The organism is Kitasatospora sp. NPDC022785 (assembly GCF_055561295.1).
In genome coordinates this window covers 324557-343459 of the sequence record NZ_JBVHHB010000003.1, presented here as the reverse complement: position 1 = coordinate 343459, position 18903 = coordinate 324557, and the positions used below count along the sequence as shown (strand labels likewise).

The 18903-nt window shown below is 72.7% G+C and carries 16 protein-coding genes; 4 read left to right on the top strand and 12 right to left on the bottom strand.

Translation table 11 applies throughout. The annotated features are described in order from the left end of the window. Positions 1-52 precede the first annotated feature (52 nt). The 3 genes from pucD (at position 53) to ACZ3YO_RS07190 (ending at position 5608) form a co-directional block, all read left to right on the top strand. The gene (gene pucD / locus ACZ3YO_RS07200; RefSeq protein WP_465565923.1) at positions 53-2425 is read left to right on the top strand and encodes a xanthine dehydrogenase subunit D; all 2373 of its coding nucleotides are present in this window, start codon (positions 53-55) and stop codon (positions 2423-2425) included. A gap of 319 nt (positions 2426-2744) precedes the next feature. After that, positions 2745-4226: an NCS2 family permease gene (locus ACZ3YO_RS07195; RefSeq protein WP_465565920.1), complete on the top strand. Its 1482-nt coding sequence runs from the start codon at positions 2745-2747 to the stop codon at positions 4224-4226. An 80-nt stretch (positions 4227-4306) separates the two neighbouring features. Next, positions 4307-5608: an XdhC family protein gene (locus tag ACZ3YO_RS07190; protein ID WP_465565917.1), complete on the top strand. Its 1302-nt coding sequence runs from the start codon at positions 4307-4309 to the stop codon at positions 5606-5608. A gap of 82 nt (positions 5609-5690) precedes the next feature. Here ACZ3YO_RS07190 and ACZ3YO_RS07185 read toward each other — a convergent pair whose 3' ends face one another. The 10 genes from ACZ3YO_RS07185 to ACZ3YO_RS07140 form a co-directional block, all read right to left on the bottom strand. Continuing rightward, complete coding sequence (locus ACZ3YO_RS07185) at positions 5691-5984, bottom strand: hypothetical protein (RefSeq protein WP_396319970.1); 294 nt, start codon at positions 5982-5984, stop codon at positions 5691-5693. A 222-nt stretch (positions 5985-6206) separates the two neighbouring features. After that, positions 6207-6827 carry a LysE family translocator gene (locus ACZ3YO_RS07180; protein WP_465565914.1) on the bottom strand — a complete coding sequence of 207 codons (621 nt, stop codon included), beginning with the start codon at positions 6825-6827 and terminating at the stop codon, positions 6207-6209. 30 nt (positions 6828-6857) lie between these two features. Further along, positions 6858-7061 carry a cold-shock protein gene (locus ACZ3YO_RS07175; protein ID WP_465544877.1) on the bottom strand — a complete coding sequence of 68 codons (204 nt, stop codon included), beginning with the start codon at positions 7059-7061 and terminating at the stop codon, positions 6858-6860. A gap of 371 nt (positions 7062-7432) precedes the next feature. Next, entirely contained in the window at positions 7433-8119 is a 687-nt protein-coding gene (locus ACZ3YO_RS07170) for a hypothetical protein (protein WP_465565911.1), read from the bottom strand. A 103-nt stretch (positions 8120-8222) separates the two neighbouring features. Beyond that, on the bottom strand, positions 8223-9944 hold the full coding sequence (locus tag ACZ3YO_RS07165; protein ID WP_465565908.1) for an SDR family oxidoreductase: 1722 nt from the start codon (positions 9942-9944) through the stop codon (positions 8223-8225). After that, the gene (locus ACZ3YO_RS07160; RefSeq protein ID WP_465565905.1) at positions 9941-10882 is read right to left on the bottom strand and encodes a M24 family metallopeptidase; all 942 of its coding nucleotides are present in this window, start codon (positions 10880-10882) and stop codon (positions 9941-9943) included. The genes ACZ3YO_RS07165 and ACZ3YO_RS07160 overlap by 4 nt, the downstream gene beginning before the upstream one ends. 10 nt (positions 10883-10892) lie before the next feature. Continuing rightward, positions 10893-11981 (bottom strand): PDR/VanB family oxidoreductase, encoded by a 1089-nt coding sequence (locus tag ACZ3YO_RS07155; protein WP_465565902.1) that lies wholly within the window; start codon positions 11979-11981, stop codon positions 10893-10895. 64 nt (positions 11982-12045) lie between these two features. After that, positions 12046-12960: a metal-dependent hydrolase gene (locus ACZ3YO_RS07150; protein ID WP_465565899.1), complete on the bottom strand. Its 915-nt coding sequence runs from the start codon at positions 12958-12960 to the stop codon at positions 12046-12048. Positions 12961-13383: 423 nt separating this feature from the next. Next, the gene (locus ACZ3YO_RS07145; RefSeq protein ID WP_465565896.1) at positions 13384-14142 is read right to left on the bottom strand and encodes a DUF2637 domain-containing protein; all 759 of its coding nucleotides are present in this window, start codon (positions 14140-14142) and stop codon (positions 13384-13386) included. Positions 14143-14211: 69 nt separating this feature from the next. Continuing rightward, positions 14212-14403, bottom strand: a complete 192-nt coding sequence (locus ACZ3YO_RS07140; protein ID WP_396319960.1) for a hypothetical protein — start codon at positions 14401-14403, stop codon at positions 14212-14214. A gap of 533 nt (positions 14404-14936) precedes the next feature. On the opposite strand from ACZ3YO_RS07140, the gene ACZ3YO_RS07135 reads away from it, so the two are divergent. Further along, positions 14937-16175 carry a Mu transposase domain-containing protein gene (locus tag ACZ3YO_RS07135; RefSeq protein WP_465565893.1) on the top strand — a complete coding sequence of 413 codons (1239 nt, stop codon included), beginning with the start codon at positions 14937-14939 and terminating at the stop codon, positions 16173-16175. A gap of 150 nt (positions 16176-16325) precedes the next feature. On the opposite strand, the gene ACZ3YO_RS07130 is transcribed toward ACZ3YO_RS07135, so the two are convergent. Both ACZ3YO_RS07130 and ACZ3YO_RS07125 read right to left on the bottom strand, forming a co-directional pair. Continuing rightward, the gene (locus ACZ3YO_RS07130; RefSeq protein WP_396319958.1) at positions 16326-17105 is read right to left on the bottom strand and encodes an IclR family transcriptional regulator; all 780 of its coding nucleotides are present in this window, start codon (positions 17103-17105) and stop codon (positions 16326-16328) included. 284 nt (positions 17106-17389) lie between these two features. Beyond that, a complete protein-coding gene (locus ACZ3YO_RS07125) occupies positions 17390-18850 on the bottom strand; it encodes a catalase (protein WP_465565890.1) in 1461 nt (486 codons plus the stop codon). Positions 18851-18903: the final 53 nt, after the last annotated feature.

Here is an 18903-nt window from a genome sequence, read left to right as displayed (position 1 = left end):
CGAAGGGCGGCGCGCTGTGCGAAGCGCCCGCCGAGCGCAGCGAGGTGGCCGCATGAGCACTCGTACCATCCAGGGGCAGAAGAACCTCCAGAACATCAACCAGGCGTCCAAGGACGGCATCGGCGGCTCGCCGCTGCGCCCGGACGGCAATCTGAAGGTCAAGGGCGAGTTCGCGTACTCGTCCGACATGTGGCACGAGGACATGCTCTGGGGTATGGCGCTGCGCTCGCCGCACCCCCGCGCCAACCTCCTCTCGGTCGACATCTCCGAGGCGCTCAAGGTGCCGGGCGTATACGCCGTCCTCACCCACGACGACATCCCGGGCTCGAAGTACTACGGCCTGGAGATCCAGGACCAGCCGGCCCTGGCCATCGACAAGGTCCGCTGCCACGGTGAGGCGATCGCGCTGGTCGCGGCCGACCACCCGGAGACGGCCCGCCGCGCGGTGAAGAAGATCAAGGTCGAGTACGAGGTGCTCACCCCGATCACCACCGAGGAGCAGTGCCTCGACCCCGAGACCCACGGCTACGTGCACGAGCCGCACGAGTACAAGTCGCACGGGTACGGCAACATCTGCCACGAGCAGAAGCTGGTCTCCGGTCTCGGCGTGACCGACGAGGTCCGGGCGATGGCGGACGTCATCGTCAAGGGCACCTACGAGGTCGGCATGCAGGACCAGGCCTTCCTCGGCCCGGAGTCCGGCCTGGCCGTGCCGGCCGAGGACGGTGGCATCGACCTCTACATCGCCACCCAGTGGCTGCACGTGGACCGCCAGCAGATGGCCCCCGTGCTGGGCCTGCCGGAGGAGAAGGTCCGCCTCACGCTGGCCGGCGTCGGCGGCGCCTTCGGCGGCCGCGAGGACCTCTCGATGCAGATCCACGCCTGCCTGCTCGCCCAGCACACCGGCAAGCCGGTCAAGATCGTCTACTCCCGCGACGAGTCCTTCTTCGGCCACGTGCACCGCCACCCGGCGAGGATGACCTACGAGCACGGCGCCACCCGCGACGGCAAGCTGGTCTTCGCCGACGCCCGGATCGTGCTGGACGGCGGCGCCTACGCCTCCGCCTCGCCCGCCGTGGTCGGAAACGCCGCCTCGCTCGGACACGGCCCGTACGTGATCCCGAACGTCAAGATGCACGCCATCGCGCTGTACAGCAACAACCCCTCCTGCGGCGCGATGCGCGGCTTCGGCGCCGTCCAGGCCGCGTTCGGCTACGAGACGCAGATGGACCGCCTCGCCGCCGAGCTGGGCATGGACCCGGTCGAGCTGCGCCAGCTGAACGCGATGGCCGAGGGCGACCACATGCCCACCGGCCAGCAGATCGACTCGCCGGCCCCGGTCGCCGACCTGCTCCAGCGGGTCAAGGACATGCCGCTCCCGCCGCCGCTGGACACGGAGCACCTGGACGTCCGGCAGATCCCCGGCGCACTGTCCAACACCTCGCACGGCGAGGGCATCGTGCGCGGCGTCGGCTACTCGGTCGGCATCAAGAACGTCGGCTTCTCCGAGGGCTTCGACGACTACTCCACCGCCCGGGTCCGCCTGGAGGTCATCGGCGGCGAGCCGGTCGCCATGGTGCACACCGCGATGGCCGAGGTCGGCCAGGGCGGCGTCACCGTGCACGCCCAGATCGCCCGCACCGAGCTCGGCGTCGAACAGGTCACCATCCACCCGGCCAACACCGAGGTCGGATCCGCCGGTTCGACCTCCGCGTCGCGCCAGACCTACATGACCGGCGGCGCCGTGAAGCTGGCGGCCGAGGCGGTCAAGCAGGCGCTGATCGAGAAGGGCCGGCGGCGCTACGGCTGGTCCCAGAACGACCTGTCGCTGGTCGGCGGCAAGGTCGTCTCCGAGTCGGCCGGCCCGCTGGTCTCCATGGTGGACCTGCTCGGTGACGAGGCGATCGACCTCACCCGCGAGCACCACCACCGCCCGACCGTCCCCTTCGACAAGGAGACCGGGCAGGGCTTCGGCCACGTCCAGTACACCTTCTGCGCCAACCGCGCGGTGGTCGACGTGGACGTCGAGCTGGGCCTCGTGAAGGTGGTCGAGCTGACCGCCGTCCAGGACGTCGGCAAGGCGCTCAACCCGCTCTCCGTCGTCGGGCAGATCCAGGGCGGCTGCACCCAGGCGCTCGGCCTGGCCGTGATGGAGGAGATCGTGGTCAAGGACGGGAAGGTGCGCAACGCCTCCTTCACCGACTACCTGATCCCCACCATCCTGGACACCCCGCCGATCCCGGTGGAGATCCTCGAACTGCCCGACCCCAACGCCCCGTACGGGCTGCGCGGGGTCGGCGAGGCCCCGACCGTGTCGGCGACGCCGTCGATCGTGGCCGCCATCCGCAACGCCACCGGCCTGGCGCTCGACCGGATCCCCGTCCGGCCCGAGCACCTGACCACCGAGACCCCCGGCTCCCTCTAGCCCCGGATCTCCGCACACCTCCCCGGGGCGGCGACAGTCTTCCCCGCCGCCCCGGGGCAGCACCACCCGAGCAGTGAAGAGCACCACCGATGCACCACCGGAAGCAACGCGAACGCACCATCCCGCTGCCTCTCCCACGCCGGGGTTCCGCAGCGGTGCGCACCACCTTCCCCCAGCCTTCGGCAGGGGGTGCCCCCAGCACCGCAGCACTGCCACAGAGTGCGCCCAGTGAGTCGAATCGTCCCCCTCTGCCAACTTCGTTGACTGGCTGTCAGGTCGGCTCGCCCACCCCAACCCCCTTTGACACTTGGGAGTGGACATGACCAGGATCCCCACGGAGCCCGGCACCACTGAAGACAGACCCGCCGAGGACGACACCCCCACGTCGGTCCCGGCACCGCAGCCGAAGAACGCCCTCGACGCGTACTTCAAGATCTCCGCCCGAGGCTCGACCATCGGCAACGAGATCCGCGGCGGCCTCACCACCTTCATGGCGATGGCCTACATCGTGCTGCTCAACCCGATCATCCTGAGCGGCGCCGACGTCAACGGTCTCAAGCTGGACCACGCGCAGCTCACCACCGCGACGGCGCTCGCCGCCGCGGTCACCACGATCCTGATGGGCGTGGTGGGCAACGTCCCCCTCGCGGTCGCCGCCGGCCTCTCCGTCTCCGGCGTGATATCCGCGCTGGTCGTGCCGCACACCACCTGGCCCCAGGCCATGGGTCTCTGTGTGGTCTACGGCCTGCTGATCGTGCTCCTGGTCGTGTCCGGGCTGCGCGAGAAGATCATGAACGGCATCCCACTGCCGCTCAAGCACGCCATCACCATCGGCATCGGCCTCTTCGTGGCGCTGATCGGCCTGGTCAAGGCCGGCTTCGTGCACACCGGCGGTCCCACCCCGCTGGCGCTCGGCCCCTTCGGTGAACTGGCCGGCTGGCCCGTGCTGGTCTTCTGCCTCACCGTGCTGACGATCTTCGTGCTGCTGGCCCGCAACGTCCGCGGCGCCATCCTGATCGGCATCGCCGGCGGCACCGTGCTGGCCTTCGTCATCAACGCGGTCGCCGACCTCCCGGCGAAGACCTGGGTCAGCTCCGCCCCGGTGTGGCCCGGCAGCCCGGTCTCCTCGCCCGACTTCAGCCTCTTCGGCGACGTCGACGTGTTCGGCGCCTTCGGCGGCAAGGGCCTCGGCGCGATCAGCGCCTCGGTCGCGGTCTTCACCCTCGTGCTGGCCGGCTTCTTCGACGCGATGGCGACCATCATCGGCGTCGGCACCGAGGCGGGCCTGGCCGACAACAAGGGCCGGATGCCCGGTCTCTCCAAGGCCCTGTTCATCGACGGCGCAGGCGGCGCCATCGGCGGCCTGTCGGGAGCGTCCGGCCAGACCGTGTTCGTCGAGTCGGCCACCGGTGTCGGTGACGGCGCCCGCACCGGCCTCGCCTCGACGGTCACCGGCGGCGTGTTCGCCCTCATGCTCTTCTTCTCACCCCTCGCGGCGATCGTCCCGACCGAGGTCGCCTCCGCCGCCCTCGTCGTCATCGGCTCGATGATGATGAGCCAGGCCCGGCACATCGACTGGTCGGACCGCGAGGTCGCCATCCCGGCCTTCCTCACCTGCACCCTGATGCCGTTCACCTACAGCATCACTGCGGGTGTCGCCGCGGGTGTCATCTCCTACACGGTCATCAAGGCGGGCACCGGCAAGTGGCGCGAGCCCGGCCCGCTGATGTGGATCCTCACCGTGGTCTTCGTGGTCTACTTCGCGCTCACCCCGATCAAGTCCTGGCTGGGCGTCCACTAGCAGCACCGCCGCCGTACGGGAATCGTTTCCCGTACGGCGGCACCTCCCGTTCCCCCGCACCCCGTAAGGAGCTCCCCGACATGCAGGACATCGCCGAGCAGCTGCAGGCCTGGCACGCGTCCGGGCGCTCCTTCGCCGTGGCCACCGTGGTCGGGGTCTCCGGCAGCGCCCCGCGCGACCCGGGCGCCGCGCTCGCCGTCGACGCGGCCGGCGAGGCGATCGGCAGCGTCTCCGGCGGCTGCGTCGAGGGCGCGGTGTACGAGCTCTGCCAGGCCGCCATCGAGTCCGGCGAACCCGTCCTGGAACGTTTCGGCTACAGCGACGAGGACGCCTTCGCCGTCGGCCTGACCTGCGGCGGCATCCTGGACGTCTTCGTGCAGCCGGTCGTCCCCGGCGCCGACCCGGCGCTCGACGCCGGCATCGCCTACATCGCCTCCGGCACCCCCGTCGCGCTCGCCCGGGTCATCGCCGGCCCCGGCGGACTGGTCGGCTCCACCGTCGCCGTCACCGCCGACACCCACCACGGCGCCCTCTCCCCCTCGCCGACGACCGCCCTCGCGTCGCCCGCGACCGGCCTTCCGGCGACGCTCCCCCGGACTCCGGCCGGGGAGACCCCCGTCGCGCGGCGCCTGCTCGTCGGGCTGGAGCGCGCGATCGTCGCCGAGGCGCGGGCCATGCTGGACGCCGGGCGCACCGGCCGGGTCGTGCTCGGCCTGGACGGCCGCCCCTGTGACGAGCGGGAACAGGGCACCGTCACCTTCTTCGTCGAGGCCTACGTGCCCGCGCCGCGGATGCTGGTGTTCGGCGCCATCGACTTCGCCGCCGCCGTGGTGCGGATCGGCAGGTTCCTCGGCTACCACGTCACCGTCTGCGACGCCCGGCCGGTCTTCGCCACCGAGCGGCGCTTCCCCGAGGCCGACCAGGTCGTCGTCGACTGGCCGCACCGCTACCTGGACTCGCAGCTCGACAGGATCGACGGCCGTACGGTGCTCTGCGTGCTCACCCACGACGCCAAGTTCGACATCCCGCTGCTGGAGCGCGCCCTGCGGCTGCCCGTCGGCTACATCGGCGCGATGGGCTCGCGCCGCACCCACCGCGACCGCGAGGCCCGGCTGCGCGAGGTCGGCCTCACCGAGGCGGAGATCGGCCGGCTCCGCTCGCCCATCGGCCTGGACCTCGGCGCCCGCACGCCCGAGGAGACCGCCGTCTCGGTCGCCGCGGAGATCGTCGCCCACCGGCGCGGCGGCAGCTGCCTGCCGCTGAGCGCCGGCAACGGGCCGATCCACCACGACCTGGCCCGCGCCGAGGACGCTCCGGCGGACGCCCGCGAGGACGCTCCCGCGGAGCGGAGCGCCGAGACCCCGCAGCCGCACGCGGCCTGAGCGCCGGGCCGGCCGCACGGCCCGGGGCGCGGTTCCGGGCCGGTACCGGGGCGCGGTTCCGGGCGTGGTACCGGGGCCCGGCTCAGCTCACCACGTTGTAGGCCTCGCAGATCAGCGGCGGGGTGGTCGGGATGCCGACCTCCTGCAGGATCGGCATCAGCACCGCCGCGAAGTGCTCGAACGCCTCCCGGGACTCCCAGACGTCCGTGACGTGCCACCCGCCGTCCGGCGTCGGGCCCGTCGCGTGCAGCAGCAGCCCGCGCACCGGCCAGTCGGACGGCTTGTTCAGCCCGGCGCCGCCGGTCAGCCGGTCCGTCGCCTCGTCGTACTGGGCCCGGGTGACGCCGGGGAACTCGAACGTCGCGATGATCGCCATGGGGGTGCTCCTGCCTGGTGGGCTCCGGTGTGGGGGTTGCCGTCTCCCATGCAGCCCCCGCCGCGCCCCCGCGTCCATCCCGGCGCCACCAGGCGGGTGACGTCGCGGGGCCGGAGGCGGGCCGGGCTCGGGACCCGCCCGGCGGACTCGCCGTGCGCCGGGGGCCGCGTCGAGGAGAGCGACACCGCCGGGCCCGGGGCGCCGAGCCAGGTCCTGTCCGCCCTAGTTCGAGGCCGCCAGCTTCAGCCCGAAGCCGATCACCACCGCACCGGTCACCCGGTCCAGCAGCCGGCGCGCGGCCGGCCGGCGCAGCCAGCCGCGCACCACCTGGGCGAAGCCCACCAGCACCGCCGACCAGAGCAGTCCCTCCACGACGTGCACGCAGGTCAGCGCCACGCCGGCGGCGAAGTGCGGCGCACCCGCCGGGATGAACTGCGGCAGCACCGCCACGTAGAAGACGCCGACCTTGGGGTTGAGCAGGTTGGTCAGCGTGCCGCGCCGCCAGCCGTGCGCCAGGCCCCCGCCCGCGAGCCCCTCCTCCGGCTCGGCCGCGCCGCCGCGGTTGCGCAGCATGGCGACGCCCATCCAGACCAGGTAGGCGGCCCCGCCCCAGCGCAGCACGTCGTACGCGAGCCGGGAGGCGGTCAGCAGGGCCGTCACGCCGGCCGAGGTCAGCGTGCCCCAGAGCAGCGTGCCGGTCTGGATGCCGAGCACCACGCCCCACGCCTGCCGCCGGTGCCCGAGCGCCGAGGTGCGCAGGATCAGCGCGGTGTCGAGCCCGGGCGTGAGGGTGAGCAGCCCCACGACGAGGGCGAAGGACCACAGGGCGGTCGTCATCTCCATGGGTCCTGATCGTAGGCGGCCGGGCCGCTCCTACAACCGGCGGACCCGCTCGGCGACCGGGCGGCCCTCCTGCTCCGTCGGGTCGAACTCCACCCGCTGGCCCTCGGTGAGCGCCCGGTCCCCCTCCGCCACGATCGAGTCGAAGTAGACGTACAGCGCGGGACCTTCCTCGTCGGGCGTGATCAGGCCGTAGCCGTGGTCCGCGTGGTAGGACTGCACGGTGCCGGTGGCCATGGGTGTGCTCCTTCGGTCGGCGGGTGGGGGTGTCCCCGGTTTCCACCCATCGTCACCGCCGGGCCGCCTCGCCGCACGCCGCGTTCACCGCACGCCCCCGGCAAGGGCGCCGTGGCGCCGCCCGCCGCCCGCCGCCCGACCAGTGCGACCTTGCCCTTGAGCGGCTGCTTCATGCGCGTGCCTTCCCTCGTGGCTGCCCGTCTCCTGCGGCGACGCCGACGCCCCGGTGAGGGGCGCGGCGTCGACGTCAGTCACGGTACGAGGCGGGAGGGCGTTCCCCAACCGCGAGGGCCGGTGAGGTCGAGTCCGGGTGGAGTCGACCTCACCGGCCCCGTGGCACGCGCCGTCAGGTCAGGCCGTGGGCGGGCGCCTCACTGGCAGCCGTGCTGCCAGTTCCAGCCGATGAAGGTGTGCTTCAGCTGCACGTCGAAGGTGCAGCTGCTGGTGAGGTCCGGGTTCAGCGTCAGGTACGTGTGGTGGGTGTTGCCGTACCAGCCACCGGTGACGTCGAAGATGCCCTTGTATCCGAAGTCGGCGTGCGCCTGGGAGTTGACCACGGCGCAGTCGGTGGTGCAGTCGTCGCTGCTGGTGGCGGACTTCACCGACCAGCCGGCGTCCCACGGCTCGCGGTTGAACTCCTGGCGCGCCACGGTGGTGGCGCTGGTGACGCGACCGTCGGCGGTGTTCCAGTCGGACGTGGTGTACAGCCCGGTCATCCGGATGTTGCAGCAGTCGAACATCTGGTTCCAGCTGCTGATCTGCCGCTTGCCCGTGGTGGCGCCGGCGGCGGCCGCGGCCTTCACGGACTTCGCGGCGGGGGTGGTGGTGGCCGGGACGTACGTCACCGGGCCCTCCTGCGGCTTGCAGTCCTCGCCGATCGTCACCGTCTGCTGGACCGCGAGGCCGGCGGGCGGCACCGGCAGCGATCCGGAGAGCGTGACGCCCTCGCACGACCTGGCGTTCGTCGTCTCGGCGGCGGGTGCGGCGGAGGCCCCCGGAGCCACCGCCAGGACCAGGCCCACCGCGGAGAGCGCAGCGGAAACCAGACGCTTGTTCACTTGATCTGTCCCCTCGTCATGATCTTCGCCGGAGCCTAACGACGCCCGGCCGGGGCCGGGCGTCGCCAGGGGGATGTTGGCAGGAACCTGCCGCCGGCCGGCTTCAGGTGACGTTGAGGCGGGCGGCGAGGCGCAGGAGGCCCGGGGAGAGGCGGCTGAGGAGGCGGGCGGCCTTGGCCTCGGGAGTCACCGGGACCACGGGCTTTCCGGCGCGGACGGCGTGCAGGATCGCGGCGGCGACCTTCTCGGGCGGGAAGCCGCGACGGGCGTAGAGCCTGGCGGCACGGGCCTGCTTGGCGGCCTGCTGGGCGGCGCTGGTCGCGGAGAAGGTGGAGGTGCGGGTGATGTTGGTGTTGACGATACCGGGGCAGATGGTGGAGACGCCGATGCCGTGGCCGGCCAGCTCGGCGCGCAGGCAGTCGGAGAGCATGAAGACGGCGGCCTTGCTGGTGGCGTAGGCGGTGAGCGCCTTGGACGGCAGGTAGGCGGCGGCCGAGGCGAGGTTGACGATGTGGCCGCCGGCGCCGCGGTCGGCCATCAGGGTGCCGAACGCGCGGCAGCCGTGGATGACACCCCAGAGGTTGACGTCCAGGACGCGCTGCCACTCCTTCTCGGTGGTCTGCAGGAACGTCCCGGAGTGGCCGATGCCCGCGTTGTTGACCACCACGTCGGGGACGCCGTGGTCCTCGGCGACCTGCTGGGCGAAGGCGTCGACGGCGGCGCCGTCGCTGACGTCCACCCGGTAGGCGTGGGCCGGCGGGCCGATCAGGGAGGCCAGTTCGGCGGTGCGGCGGGCCGCGTCCAGGTCGAGGTCGCAGACGACGACGCGGGCGCCGTCCTCGGCGAAGGCCAGCGCGGTGGCGCGGCCGATGCCGCTGCCGCCACCGGTGACCACCACCAGCCGGCCGAGACCGGCCCGCTCGGCGCTCTGCCCGGCGTCGACGGCGGTGGTGAACTCACGGACCATGCCGGCCACGGCGGATCCCTTCTCCAGCAGGGCGGACCAGTGGGTGGCGTGCAGCGAGCGGCGGGTCAGCCTGGGCACCCAGCGCTCCAGGCCCTCGGAGAGGAACTCGCCGACGTAGTGGTCCTTGGTCAGGGTGATCAGCTGGACCGGCACCTCGGTGGGCCGCTCGCGCGGGCTGCGCAGGGTGGGCCGCATGTTGGCGCGGTACAGCTCGATGCCGCGCACCGCGTCCCGCCGCAGGGTGGGCTGGGGGTGTCCGGGCCGCGGGGTGACCTCCTCCAGGTCGCGCAGCACCCGGCCCCAGGCGCGGGCCAGGCCGAGCCGCCAGATGCCGGGGGCGAGGTAGGGCAGGTGGAAGGCGGTGATGTACCAGGAGTGGACGCCCTGGGAGAGCAGCTGCTTCAGGTGGCGCGGGGTGGGGCGGCGGTAGCGGTCGCGTAGCCAGTACCCCATGTGGTCGAGGCAGGGCCCGGACATGGTGGTGTAGGAGGCGATCCGCTGCTCGGCGCCGGGCGAGGTGACGGCCTCCCAGGACTGCAGCGAGCCCCAGTCGTGGGCGACCACGTGCACCGGGCGGTCCGGGCTGACGGCGTCGGCGACCGCGAACAGGTCGGCGGCGAGCTGCTCCAGCCGGTAGCCCTCGCGGGAGGCCGGGGCACCGGACTCCCCGGCGCCGCGCACGTCGTAGCGGACGACGTGGTGGTCACGGGCGAGGTCGGCGGCGACGTCGTCCCAGACCACGTGGGTGTCCGGGTAGCCGTGCACCAGCAGGACGGTGGGCGCGGCCGGGTCGCCGTCCTCGAAGACGGCGAGCGGCAGCCCGCCGGAGTGGACGGTCCGGCGGCGGGTGGTCGTCATCGGGTCGCCTCCTGGGCGGTCTTGGGCGCACCGGCCGCGGTCTCGGTCCCGGCCGGTGCCACGGTCAGGGCCGACGCGGTCCCGGAGGCGGCCGCCGTGCTCTCGCTCCCGGCCGCCGCCGTCCAGCGGCGGACGTGCGGCAGGTCGTCGTCGAGCCAGTACGCGTCGTCCTCGGTGACCACGAGCAGCTCCTCGAACTTGATACCCACCTCGCGGAACCCGATGTGCGGCTCCACCGCCCACAGGCCCGGGGTCGGCGCGTGCCGGGACGCCCGGCCGTCCGCCCAGAGCGGCGAACGGCCGTGCAGGCGCTCACTGATCAGCTCACGGCCGAGCGTCTGGAGTGTACGCACCCCGAAGCCGAAGAGGTTGACCCCGGCCGGGCCGCGGGCGGTCGTCCGGGTCACCTGGTGGCCGATCACCCGGCCCGGGTAGACCTGGTGGCGGTTGTCGTAGCCGTGCGCGGCGATCTGCGCGTCCACCGCCGCGTACACCTCGTCGAGCGGCTTGCGGGCGCGGACCTCGGCGAGGATCAGCTCGCGGTAGACCCGCAGGTCGGCGGCGAGCCGGTCCCAGACCGGGTTCTCGCCGACCTTGCCGCCGTAGCCGATGTCGGCGGTGTAGCCGTCCACGACGGGCGCGCAGTCCAGGACGTACGGCATGCCCTCCTCCAGCCGGCGGCCGCCGGCGAAGAACTGCAGCGGCGTGTGGAAGTGCCGGAACGCCGTCCGGTCGCCGAACCAGGCGAACGGGACGTGGAAGAAGTCCTGCACCCCGGCGGCGACCAGGCAGCGGCGCAGCTCGGCGGTGGCCTGCCGCTCGGTGACGCCCGGTTCGATCCAGGCGGCGACCTGTTCGGCGCAGTGGTAGGCGAGTTGCTGGGTCTCCCGGAACCGGGCGAGGTCGTGCTCGGTGAACGGGAAGGCGGGCTGGGCCATCGGGGGCTCCTTAGACGTCGAGCACGAGGGTCTCGCCCTCGGCGGCCCGGGAGACGCAGGGCAGCAGGGCGCCGGCGGCGCGCTGCTCGGGGGTGAGACGGCGGTCGCGGTGGTCGGGGGTGCCGGACAGCAGCCGGACCTCGCAGGTGCCGCAGAACCCCTGGTGGCAGGAGTAGGGAAGGTCGGGCCGGGCCTCGCGGAGAACCTCCAGGGCGGTCCGGTCGGCGGGGACGTCGAGCACCGGGCCGTCCGTGCCGAGCCGGAGGGTGAACGGCTCGCCGCCGGTGACCGGCGCGGCGCCGAACCGCTCGAAGTGCAGGGCGGCGGAGGGCGATCCGTCCAGTGCCCGCTGGACGGCGGCCAGCATCGGGGCCGGGCCGCAGCAGTAGACGGCGGCACCGCGCGGGGCGTACGCGAGCAGCTCGGCACCGGTCGGCACGCCTCCGTGCACGTCGTCGGTACGCAGGTGCACCCGGTCGGGGTCGAGGGCGCGCAGCTCGTCCGCGTACGGGAGGGTGCCGGCGGTGCGGCCGACGTGGACGAGCTGCCAGTCCAGGCCGTGGCGCCGCGCCTCGCGGGCCATCGGGAGCAGCGGGGTGACGCCGATGCCGCCGGCCAGCAGCAGGACGGCGGGCTCGGCGCAGAAGGCGAAGCCGTTGCGCGGGCGGCGGGCGGTGAGGCGGGCGCCGGGGTGCAGGGTCTCGTGGATCTCCACCGAGCCACCGCCGCCCTCGGGCAGCCGGCGGACGGCGATCCGGTAGGCGGTGCGGTCGGCGGGGTCCCCGCAGAGGGAGTAGTGGCGCTCGCGGCCGGAGGGGAGCGCCAGCCGCAGGTGCGCTCCGGGCTGCCAGGCGGGGAGCGGGCCGCCGGAGGGGTCGGCGAGGCTCAACTCGACGGCGTCGGCGGCGACCTGGCGGCGGGCGGTGACGACCAGTTGCAGCGGCGGGGTGGGGCGGCTGGGCGGGCGGCGGGGGCTGCGGCGCAGCAGCGGCGAGCCGAGCGCGGGGCTGTAGCGGTCGCCGAAGGCGGTGAGGCGCCGCATGAACCGGTCGGCGCGGGGGCGGCCGTAGAGGTCGGGGGGCGGGTTGTGCAGGTCCATCCGGCGGGTCCTTCGGTCCTTGGGGCCTTGGCGGCGGGAGGGCGGCGGAGACGGCTGCCGGTCGTCAGCCGGCGGCGGCCGCGCGGGCGGCCGGGGAGGTGGCGAGGTAGCCGAGCGCCTGGCTGGAGGAGCCCTCCTGGGTCGGGTGGTAGCCGGGCCGCAGGTAACGCAGGCCGGAGCGGACCGACTTGACCGGATCGGGCAGCAGCCCGCGCTTGGCGATCCGGCCGGCCTCGCGCCAGCTGGGCCGCAGCCGGCCGTCCAGGGTCGGGTCGGCGGCCAGCAGGAAGCGGGCGCCGCGCACCCAGAGGTGGACCAGCAGCGGGCCGGAGACCGCCATGCCGCGGATCCGCCGCAGGTAGCCCGGGTCGAGGTGGACCATCAGGTCGAACGCGACGCTGCGGTGCTCGACCTCCTCCGCGCCGTGCCAGCGCAGCAGGTCCAGCATGGTCGGGTCGGCCTTGGCACGGTCCAGGCCCGGGGAGTTGAGCGCCCAGTTGCCGAGGAAGGCGGTGAAGTGCTCGATGGCCGCGACGAACGCGACCCGCTCGATGATGTTCTCGCGCCGCCGGGCGGGCGACAGTCCGGGCTTGTCGCCGAGCACGCGCCGGAACAGCCAGGAGACCTGCCGGACGTACGGGCGCGGGTCGAGGCCCTGGCCGAGCAGGTGGTCCAGCACCTCCTGGTGCGCCTCGGCGTGGATCGCCTCCTGCCCGATGAAGCCGAGCACCTCCTCGCGCAGCTGCTCGTCCCTGATCAGCGGCAGCGCCTCCTTGAACACCTTGACGAACCAGCGCTCGCCCTCGGGCAGGAGGAGGTGGAGGACGTTGACGATGTGGGTGGCCATCGGCTCGTCCGGGATCCAGTGCAGCGGCAGCCCGGCCCAGTCGAAGCGGACGTCGCGGGGCTCCAGGACGAGGCTGTCGTGCACGCGAGGGGCGGGGGCGGCGACGGCGGGGACGGGAGTGGTGCTGGGCATGGGAGGGCCCTCCTGACCTGCGGGTGGCGGCTCGGGTCCAGAGCAACTTACCCATGGGTACAGCAGGCCACAATGGTTTCGGCCAACCTTATCGACAGCACGTCTAATAAGCCCGCGCCGACGACTCCCCCGACGCCTCGGACCGGGCCGCACACCCCTGCCACCGGACCTGCGGCGTCGAGGTCCGCGGCCGAATGCCGGGCGCCGGCCCGCCGGCCCTGTGCCGTCGTCGATCTGCCGACGTATCGACACCAAGCGGTCGCGACCCCCGCCACCCGGGCGGGAGCCGCGACCGTCCGCACCGTGCCACCACAGCCCGGTGCTGTCAGCACCTGCCGGGAAGGCCCGCCGACCCACCCCGAGTGCGGTCGGCGTGCCGCCGGCGCTGCGAATGGCCCGGGCAGTCCGATGGACGCGAGCCGTTCAGACGCGCACCTTGCCGGAGGCCTTGTGGGAAGCCCGCCGCCCCTTCTGCCGCGGCGAGGTCCGGCACGACTTGCGACTGCCGATGATCTGACGCACCAGCTGGTGCAGCGAGACCACCCCGGTGATCGGCGGCAGGCCGGCGACCACGAGGTCCGGCATCGTTCGCGACACGCCGACCGCACACAGCCAGGTCGCGACACCGGCGAACAGGGTCACCACGATCCAGGAGTGCACGGCCCGACGACCGTCCAGGGCTGCCCGCAGCACCGACAGACAGCCCACGAGCCACGGGCCGATGACGACGACGGGCCACAGTCCCGACAGGCCGTGCGGAACCCTGGAGATGGCCAGACCCTGCAGCGGGTCGTAGGAGAGGGCCCAGCCCAGAAGGCACACGGCGGTGAACGTGGCCGCCGTCATCACCCCGAACAACGGGCCGACCAACCGCGCCCACGAGCCCCCGGGCGGCCTCGGCCGCCGCCGTGGCCCCGCGGGCGGCACGGCGGCGACGCCGGGCGCGGCCGGTGACGGCTCCTCGGTCGCGACACGGGGCGGAGGAACGAAGAGCCCGACCGGCTCCCAGGTGTCCATGACTTCGAGGTCGGGGGCGAACCAGGGGCCGCCGGAGACCTCACCGTCGACGTGCCAACCGTGCTGCTCATAGGCCGCGGCCCGCTGGTAGTCCTCCGCGGATCCGTACCAGGTGGCGCCGTAACCGTGCGGGGCGTAGAACTCACCTGTCCGGTCATAGGTCACGGGACGCTCCGGACAGTCGACGCCTCGCGGGTCCGCCGGCTATCGCCCTCCCGCATCCGATCGGGGCCGTCACGCTCCGCCCTCCGCCCGCTGGGAACCGGACCGCGCGACGAAGTCGTCCTCCAGCTGACGGATCGTCCGCACGAACTCGGCCAGGATGCGCGAGCAGTTCTTCAGGACGACACGCTCGCCATTGCGGGAGAGGTAGCCGATGCGCAGGTCACCCACGACGTTCGGCCGGTCGGGGACGAAGAGCCACATACCCAGCCTGCAGACGGGGTCACGCGCTGGTGGGACGGGTGGACGACACATTGCAGTCATGCCACGTCAACGAGGCGCGGCCGGGCCGGAATGTACGACATTCGGGCGTCCTTCTATATTCAACGGGATATCGCTCCGCGAAATTCCCCGGCGGCACACCCCCAGCCACCCGACCTTTCCACCGGTCCCTTTCCCCGTCCGGTCGCCCCGGGCCCGGTAAAAGGACCAGACCAAAGCACCTTACCGCATTCACGGCAATGGTGCTCGATGAAACTCCCCAGGCGCGCCGAGCCACTCCTCACTCCCCCCACCCGACCAAAAGCGCTGGTCAGGGAAGTAGCAAGATTCCGGCACACGCCTTGCCCCGTCGGCCCACAATCACGCTCCGCGAAATTCCCCAACCCCATTGCCAGACTGCATAAACCTTTCTGCAGGGCGAGCCGTCCGACATCGTGCTATATTTCCCGCCTCGTTGGAGACGCCATTGCTTCAGAGTCCGCATGGGCAGGAGAACGGATTGCAAGGGGGTTTGGATGCTCACCAAGGAGGAATTCGAGGAGGCTCGCTCACGTCGCGCGCAGGGGTGGACGATCTCGGCGATCGCCCGCCACCTGGGCCGCGACCGCAAGACCGTGCGGTCCTACCTCGACGGGGAGCGGATCGCGGGCGTCCGGAGCCGCCCGCAGGACGGCTTCACCCGGTTCTCGCCGTACTGCCGCCAGCGGCTGGCCGATGACCCGCACCTGTCGGCGAGCACGCTGTTCGAGGAGATCGTCGAGCTGGGCTACCCCGGCGGCTACTCGACCTTCACCCGCTCGCTGCGACAGCACCAACTGCGACCGCGTTGCCCGCACTGCCAGCGCATCGCCCGCGATCACAGCACCGTCCCGTCCCCGCCGGCCAGCGAGGAGGTGCGCTTCGACTGGCTCACCCTGCCCGGCGCCCCGACCCACTGGGGCAGCGGCGGACGCGCCCATCTGCTGGTGGGCTCGCTCACCCGTACGGGGCGCTGGCGCGCGGTCGTGGCCGAGAACCAGGAGTTTCCGCAGGTCGTGGAGGCCATGGACCAGCTGCTGAGACGGCTGGGTGGCACCGGCACGCGATGGCGGTTTCACCGGACGCCCGCGGCCTGCTGTCCCGAGACCGGCCGGGTGACCCCGGCCTTCAGCGAGGTCGCGAAGTACTACCACGTGGCGATCGCCTGCCCGCCCCGCTGGGAGGACCGCGACCGAGGGCCGGACGAGGGCCTTCGGGCCACCACTCACCACTGGTGGCGCAACCTGCGCCACGAGACCCCTCTGCTGGCAGCGCAGGACCACCTCGACGAGCTCGCGGCGAGGATGGACCGTGTCCGGCCGACGGACGGGGTGCCGGACGAGGGACACGCCGGCGCGAACGGCCTCCTGGACCTGCCGAGCGCTCCCTTCCCCGCGCGGATCTGCGTCACCCGTACGGTCAGCACTCACAACGTGGTCCCCTTCCGTGGCAACGTCTACGCGGTCCCGCCCGAACTGTCCGGCGCCACCGTGCAGGTCCGCTGGCGCCTGGACGAACCGCACCTGTCGATCTCCACCACCCGCGGAGCGGTGATCGCCCGACACGCCGTCGCCCCGCGGGGAGCGGGCGTCGCCGTGACGGGACGCGGACACGCCGTCGTCCTGGAACGCCCGCTCCCCGCCCGAGCCGCGCCCTGCCCCGCCAACACCCACCGCCCGCCGTCGGCGGCGGCCCTCGCCGAGGCCGAGGCCGTGCGCACGGGCCGTCCGGGGTAGGGACGCCCTGACGCCCGACGCCCGACGTCCGACGCCGGCCGAACCTCGTGCCGCCACCCCGGGATCCGGGCGGCTTCGGACGACCTCCGGCGGGCCGGACCGGCTCCATCCCGCCCGGCCCGAACACGCGGGCGACCCTCGGACGGGCGGTCAGACGGCCATGGCCAGCATCAGCGGCGCCGCCCGGGCCGCCAACAGCTCGGCGGCCGCCTTCAGCCGGTGCACGTTGTCCACCGGCATCGAGGTGGCCAGGCAGCCCACCGTGCTGCCCGCCATCACCGGGACGGCCGCGCAGACCGTGCCGAGCGCGTACTCCTGGATGTCCAGCACCGGCACGGTGGCCGGCTGGCGCTCCAGCCGGTGCATCAGCTGGTCGGCGTCGGTGACGGTCCGCGAGGTCAGCCGGGCCACCGGGTGCCGGGACAGGTGGTCCCGGCGGGCGTCGTGGTCGAGCTGGCTCAGCAGGCACTTGCCGATCGCGCTCGCGTGCGCGGTGGCCCGGAAGTCCACCCACTCCTGCACCGCAGGCGCGTGGTCGGCGGCGGAGACCGCCTCCACCGACAACTCGCCGTCGTGGTAGCGGCTGAAGTACACGGCCGCACCCAACTCGTCGCGCAGGTCCGCGAGCTTGCGGTCGAGCCGGGCGCGTACCAGCTGCTCCCGGTTGCCCTGCCCGAGCAGGGCGAAGGTGCCGCCGAGCACCCAACCGCCGTCCTGGCACTGGAGATAGCCCTCGATCTCCAGGATCTCGGCGAGCCGGCGAACCGTCGGCAGGCCCAGGGACGTCTCCCTGGCGAGGGAGACCAGGGTGGCACCGCCGGGGTGCCGGTCGACGGCCTCCAGCAGTCTGAGCGCGTACTGCAAGGAGGTGAACGGACCGGGCATGCCCTGGTCCAGTGCGGCGTGACGACCCGGGGCTGGTGTCGACATGTCGTCCCCTTCCGATGTCCGCCCGCGGAGCGACCTGCGGGCGTCCTCCAGCCTAGCCACCCCGAGGCCCCGGCAGTTGCCGTCCGCGAATATTCGGTGAAGGTGCTGGACGACCGGGCGGCGGCGTGCTTCCGGCGGACCGGCGTACGCCTGCGGCACGCGCCGTACGCACCGGGCCGGCGCACGACGGACGGGCCCCTCCCCCACTGCCCTGGGGGGAGAGGCCCGGTCGCGACCGCCGGGGTGCGGGCCCCGGCGGCCGGTGAGGGTGGTCCGGCGGAACGTCAGCCCTCTTCGCCGGCACGGAGCTTGGCGACGGCGGCCTCCAGGCGGGCGCCGTACTCCTCGTCGGCCGCGTGGAAGTGGGCGAGGTTCCTCTCGACGATGTCGTCGCGCGAGACCTGCGCCAGGAAGCCCGCGATGTTGTCGATCAGGCGGGTCTTCTCGCCGGCCGACATCAGCCGGTAGAGCTCACCGGCCTGGAAGAAGTCGTCGTCCTTGGTGTGCGCCGGCGTGGTGTAGGTGCCGGTGTAGCCGTCCAGCTTGACCGGCGCGGCGAGCGCGCTGTCGGTCTGGGCGGGGCCGTCGTACGAGTTGGGCTCGTAGTTCTTGCCGCGGCCCGACTTGTTGACGGCGGAGAAGCCGTCACGGCCGTAGTTGTTCGCCTCGGTGGCCCGGGGGGCGTTGACGGCGAGCAGGGTGTGGTTGACGCCGAGGCGGTAGCGCTGGGCGTCGGCGTAGGCGAACAGGCGGCCCTGGAGCATCTTGTCCGGGGACGGACCGATGCCGGGCACAAAGTTGTTCGGCGAGAACGCGGACTGCTCGACGTCGGCGAAGACGTTCTCGGGGTTGCGGTTCAGCACCAGGCGGCCGACCTTGACCAGCGGGTAGTCGGCGTGCGGCCACACCTTGGTGAGGTCGAACGGGTTGAAGCGGTACTCCGCGGCCTCGGCGACCGGCATCAGCTGGACGTAGAGGGTCCAGGACGGGAAGACGCCGCGCTCGATGGCCTGGTGCAGGTCACGCTGGTGCGAGTCGGCGTCGGCGCCGAGCACCTCGGCGGACTGGTCGCCGTCCAGCGAGCGGATGCCCTGGTTGGTCTTGAAGTGGTACTTCACCCAGAAGGCGTCGCCCTGCTCGTTGACCCACTGGTAGGTGTGCGAGCCGTAGCCGTTCATGTGGCGGTACGAGGCCGGGATGCCGCGGTCGCCGAAGAGCCAGGTGATCTGGTGGGTGGAGGCCGGCGAGTGGGCCCAGAAGTCCCAGACGTTGTCGGCTTCCTGGACGCCGGTGTACGGGTCGCGCTTCTGCGAGTGGATGAAGTCGGGGAACTTCAGCGGGTCCTTGATGAAGAAGACCGGGGTGTTGTTGCCGACGAGGTCGTAGTTGCCCTCCTCGGTGTAGAACTTCAGCGCGAAGCCGCGCGGGTCGCGGACGGCGTCGCTGGAGCCCAGGTTGCCGGCCACGGTGGAGAAGCGCAGGAACAGCTCGGTGCGCTTGCCCACCTCGGAGAGGAACGCGGCCCTGGTGTACTGCGAGACCTCGTCGGTCACCTCGAAGTAGCCGTACGCGCCGGAGCCGCGGGCGTGCACGACGCGCTCCGGGATGCGCTCGCGGTTGAACCGGGCGAGCTTCTCCAGGAGCTGCTGGTCCTGGATGAGCAGCGGGCCGTACTCGCCGGCCGACGCCGAGTTCTGGTTGTCGGCGATGGGCGCGCCGGACTCCGTGGTCAGGATCTTGGACATGGAGGGTCCTTCAGGTGTCGATAAAGGCGTTGCGTGGAGAGTGAGGTGACGGG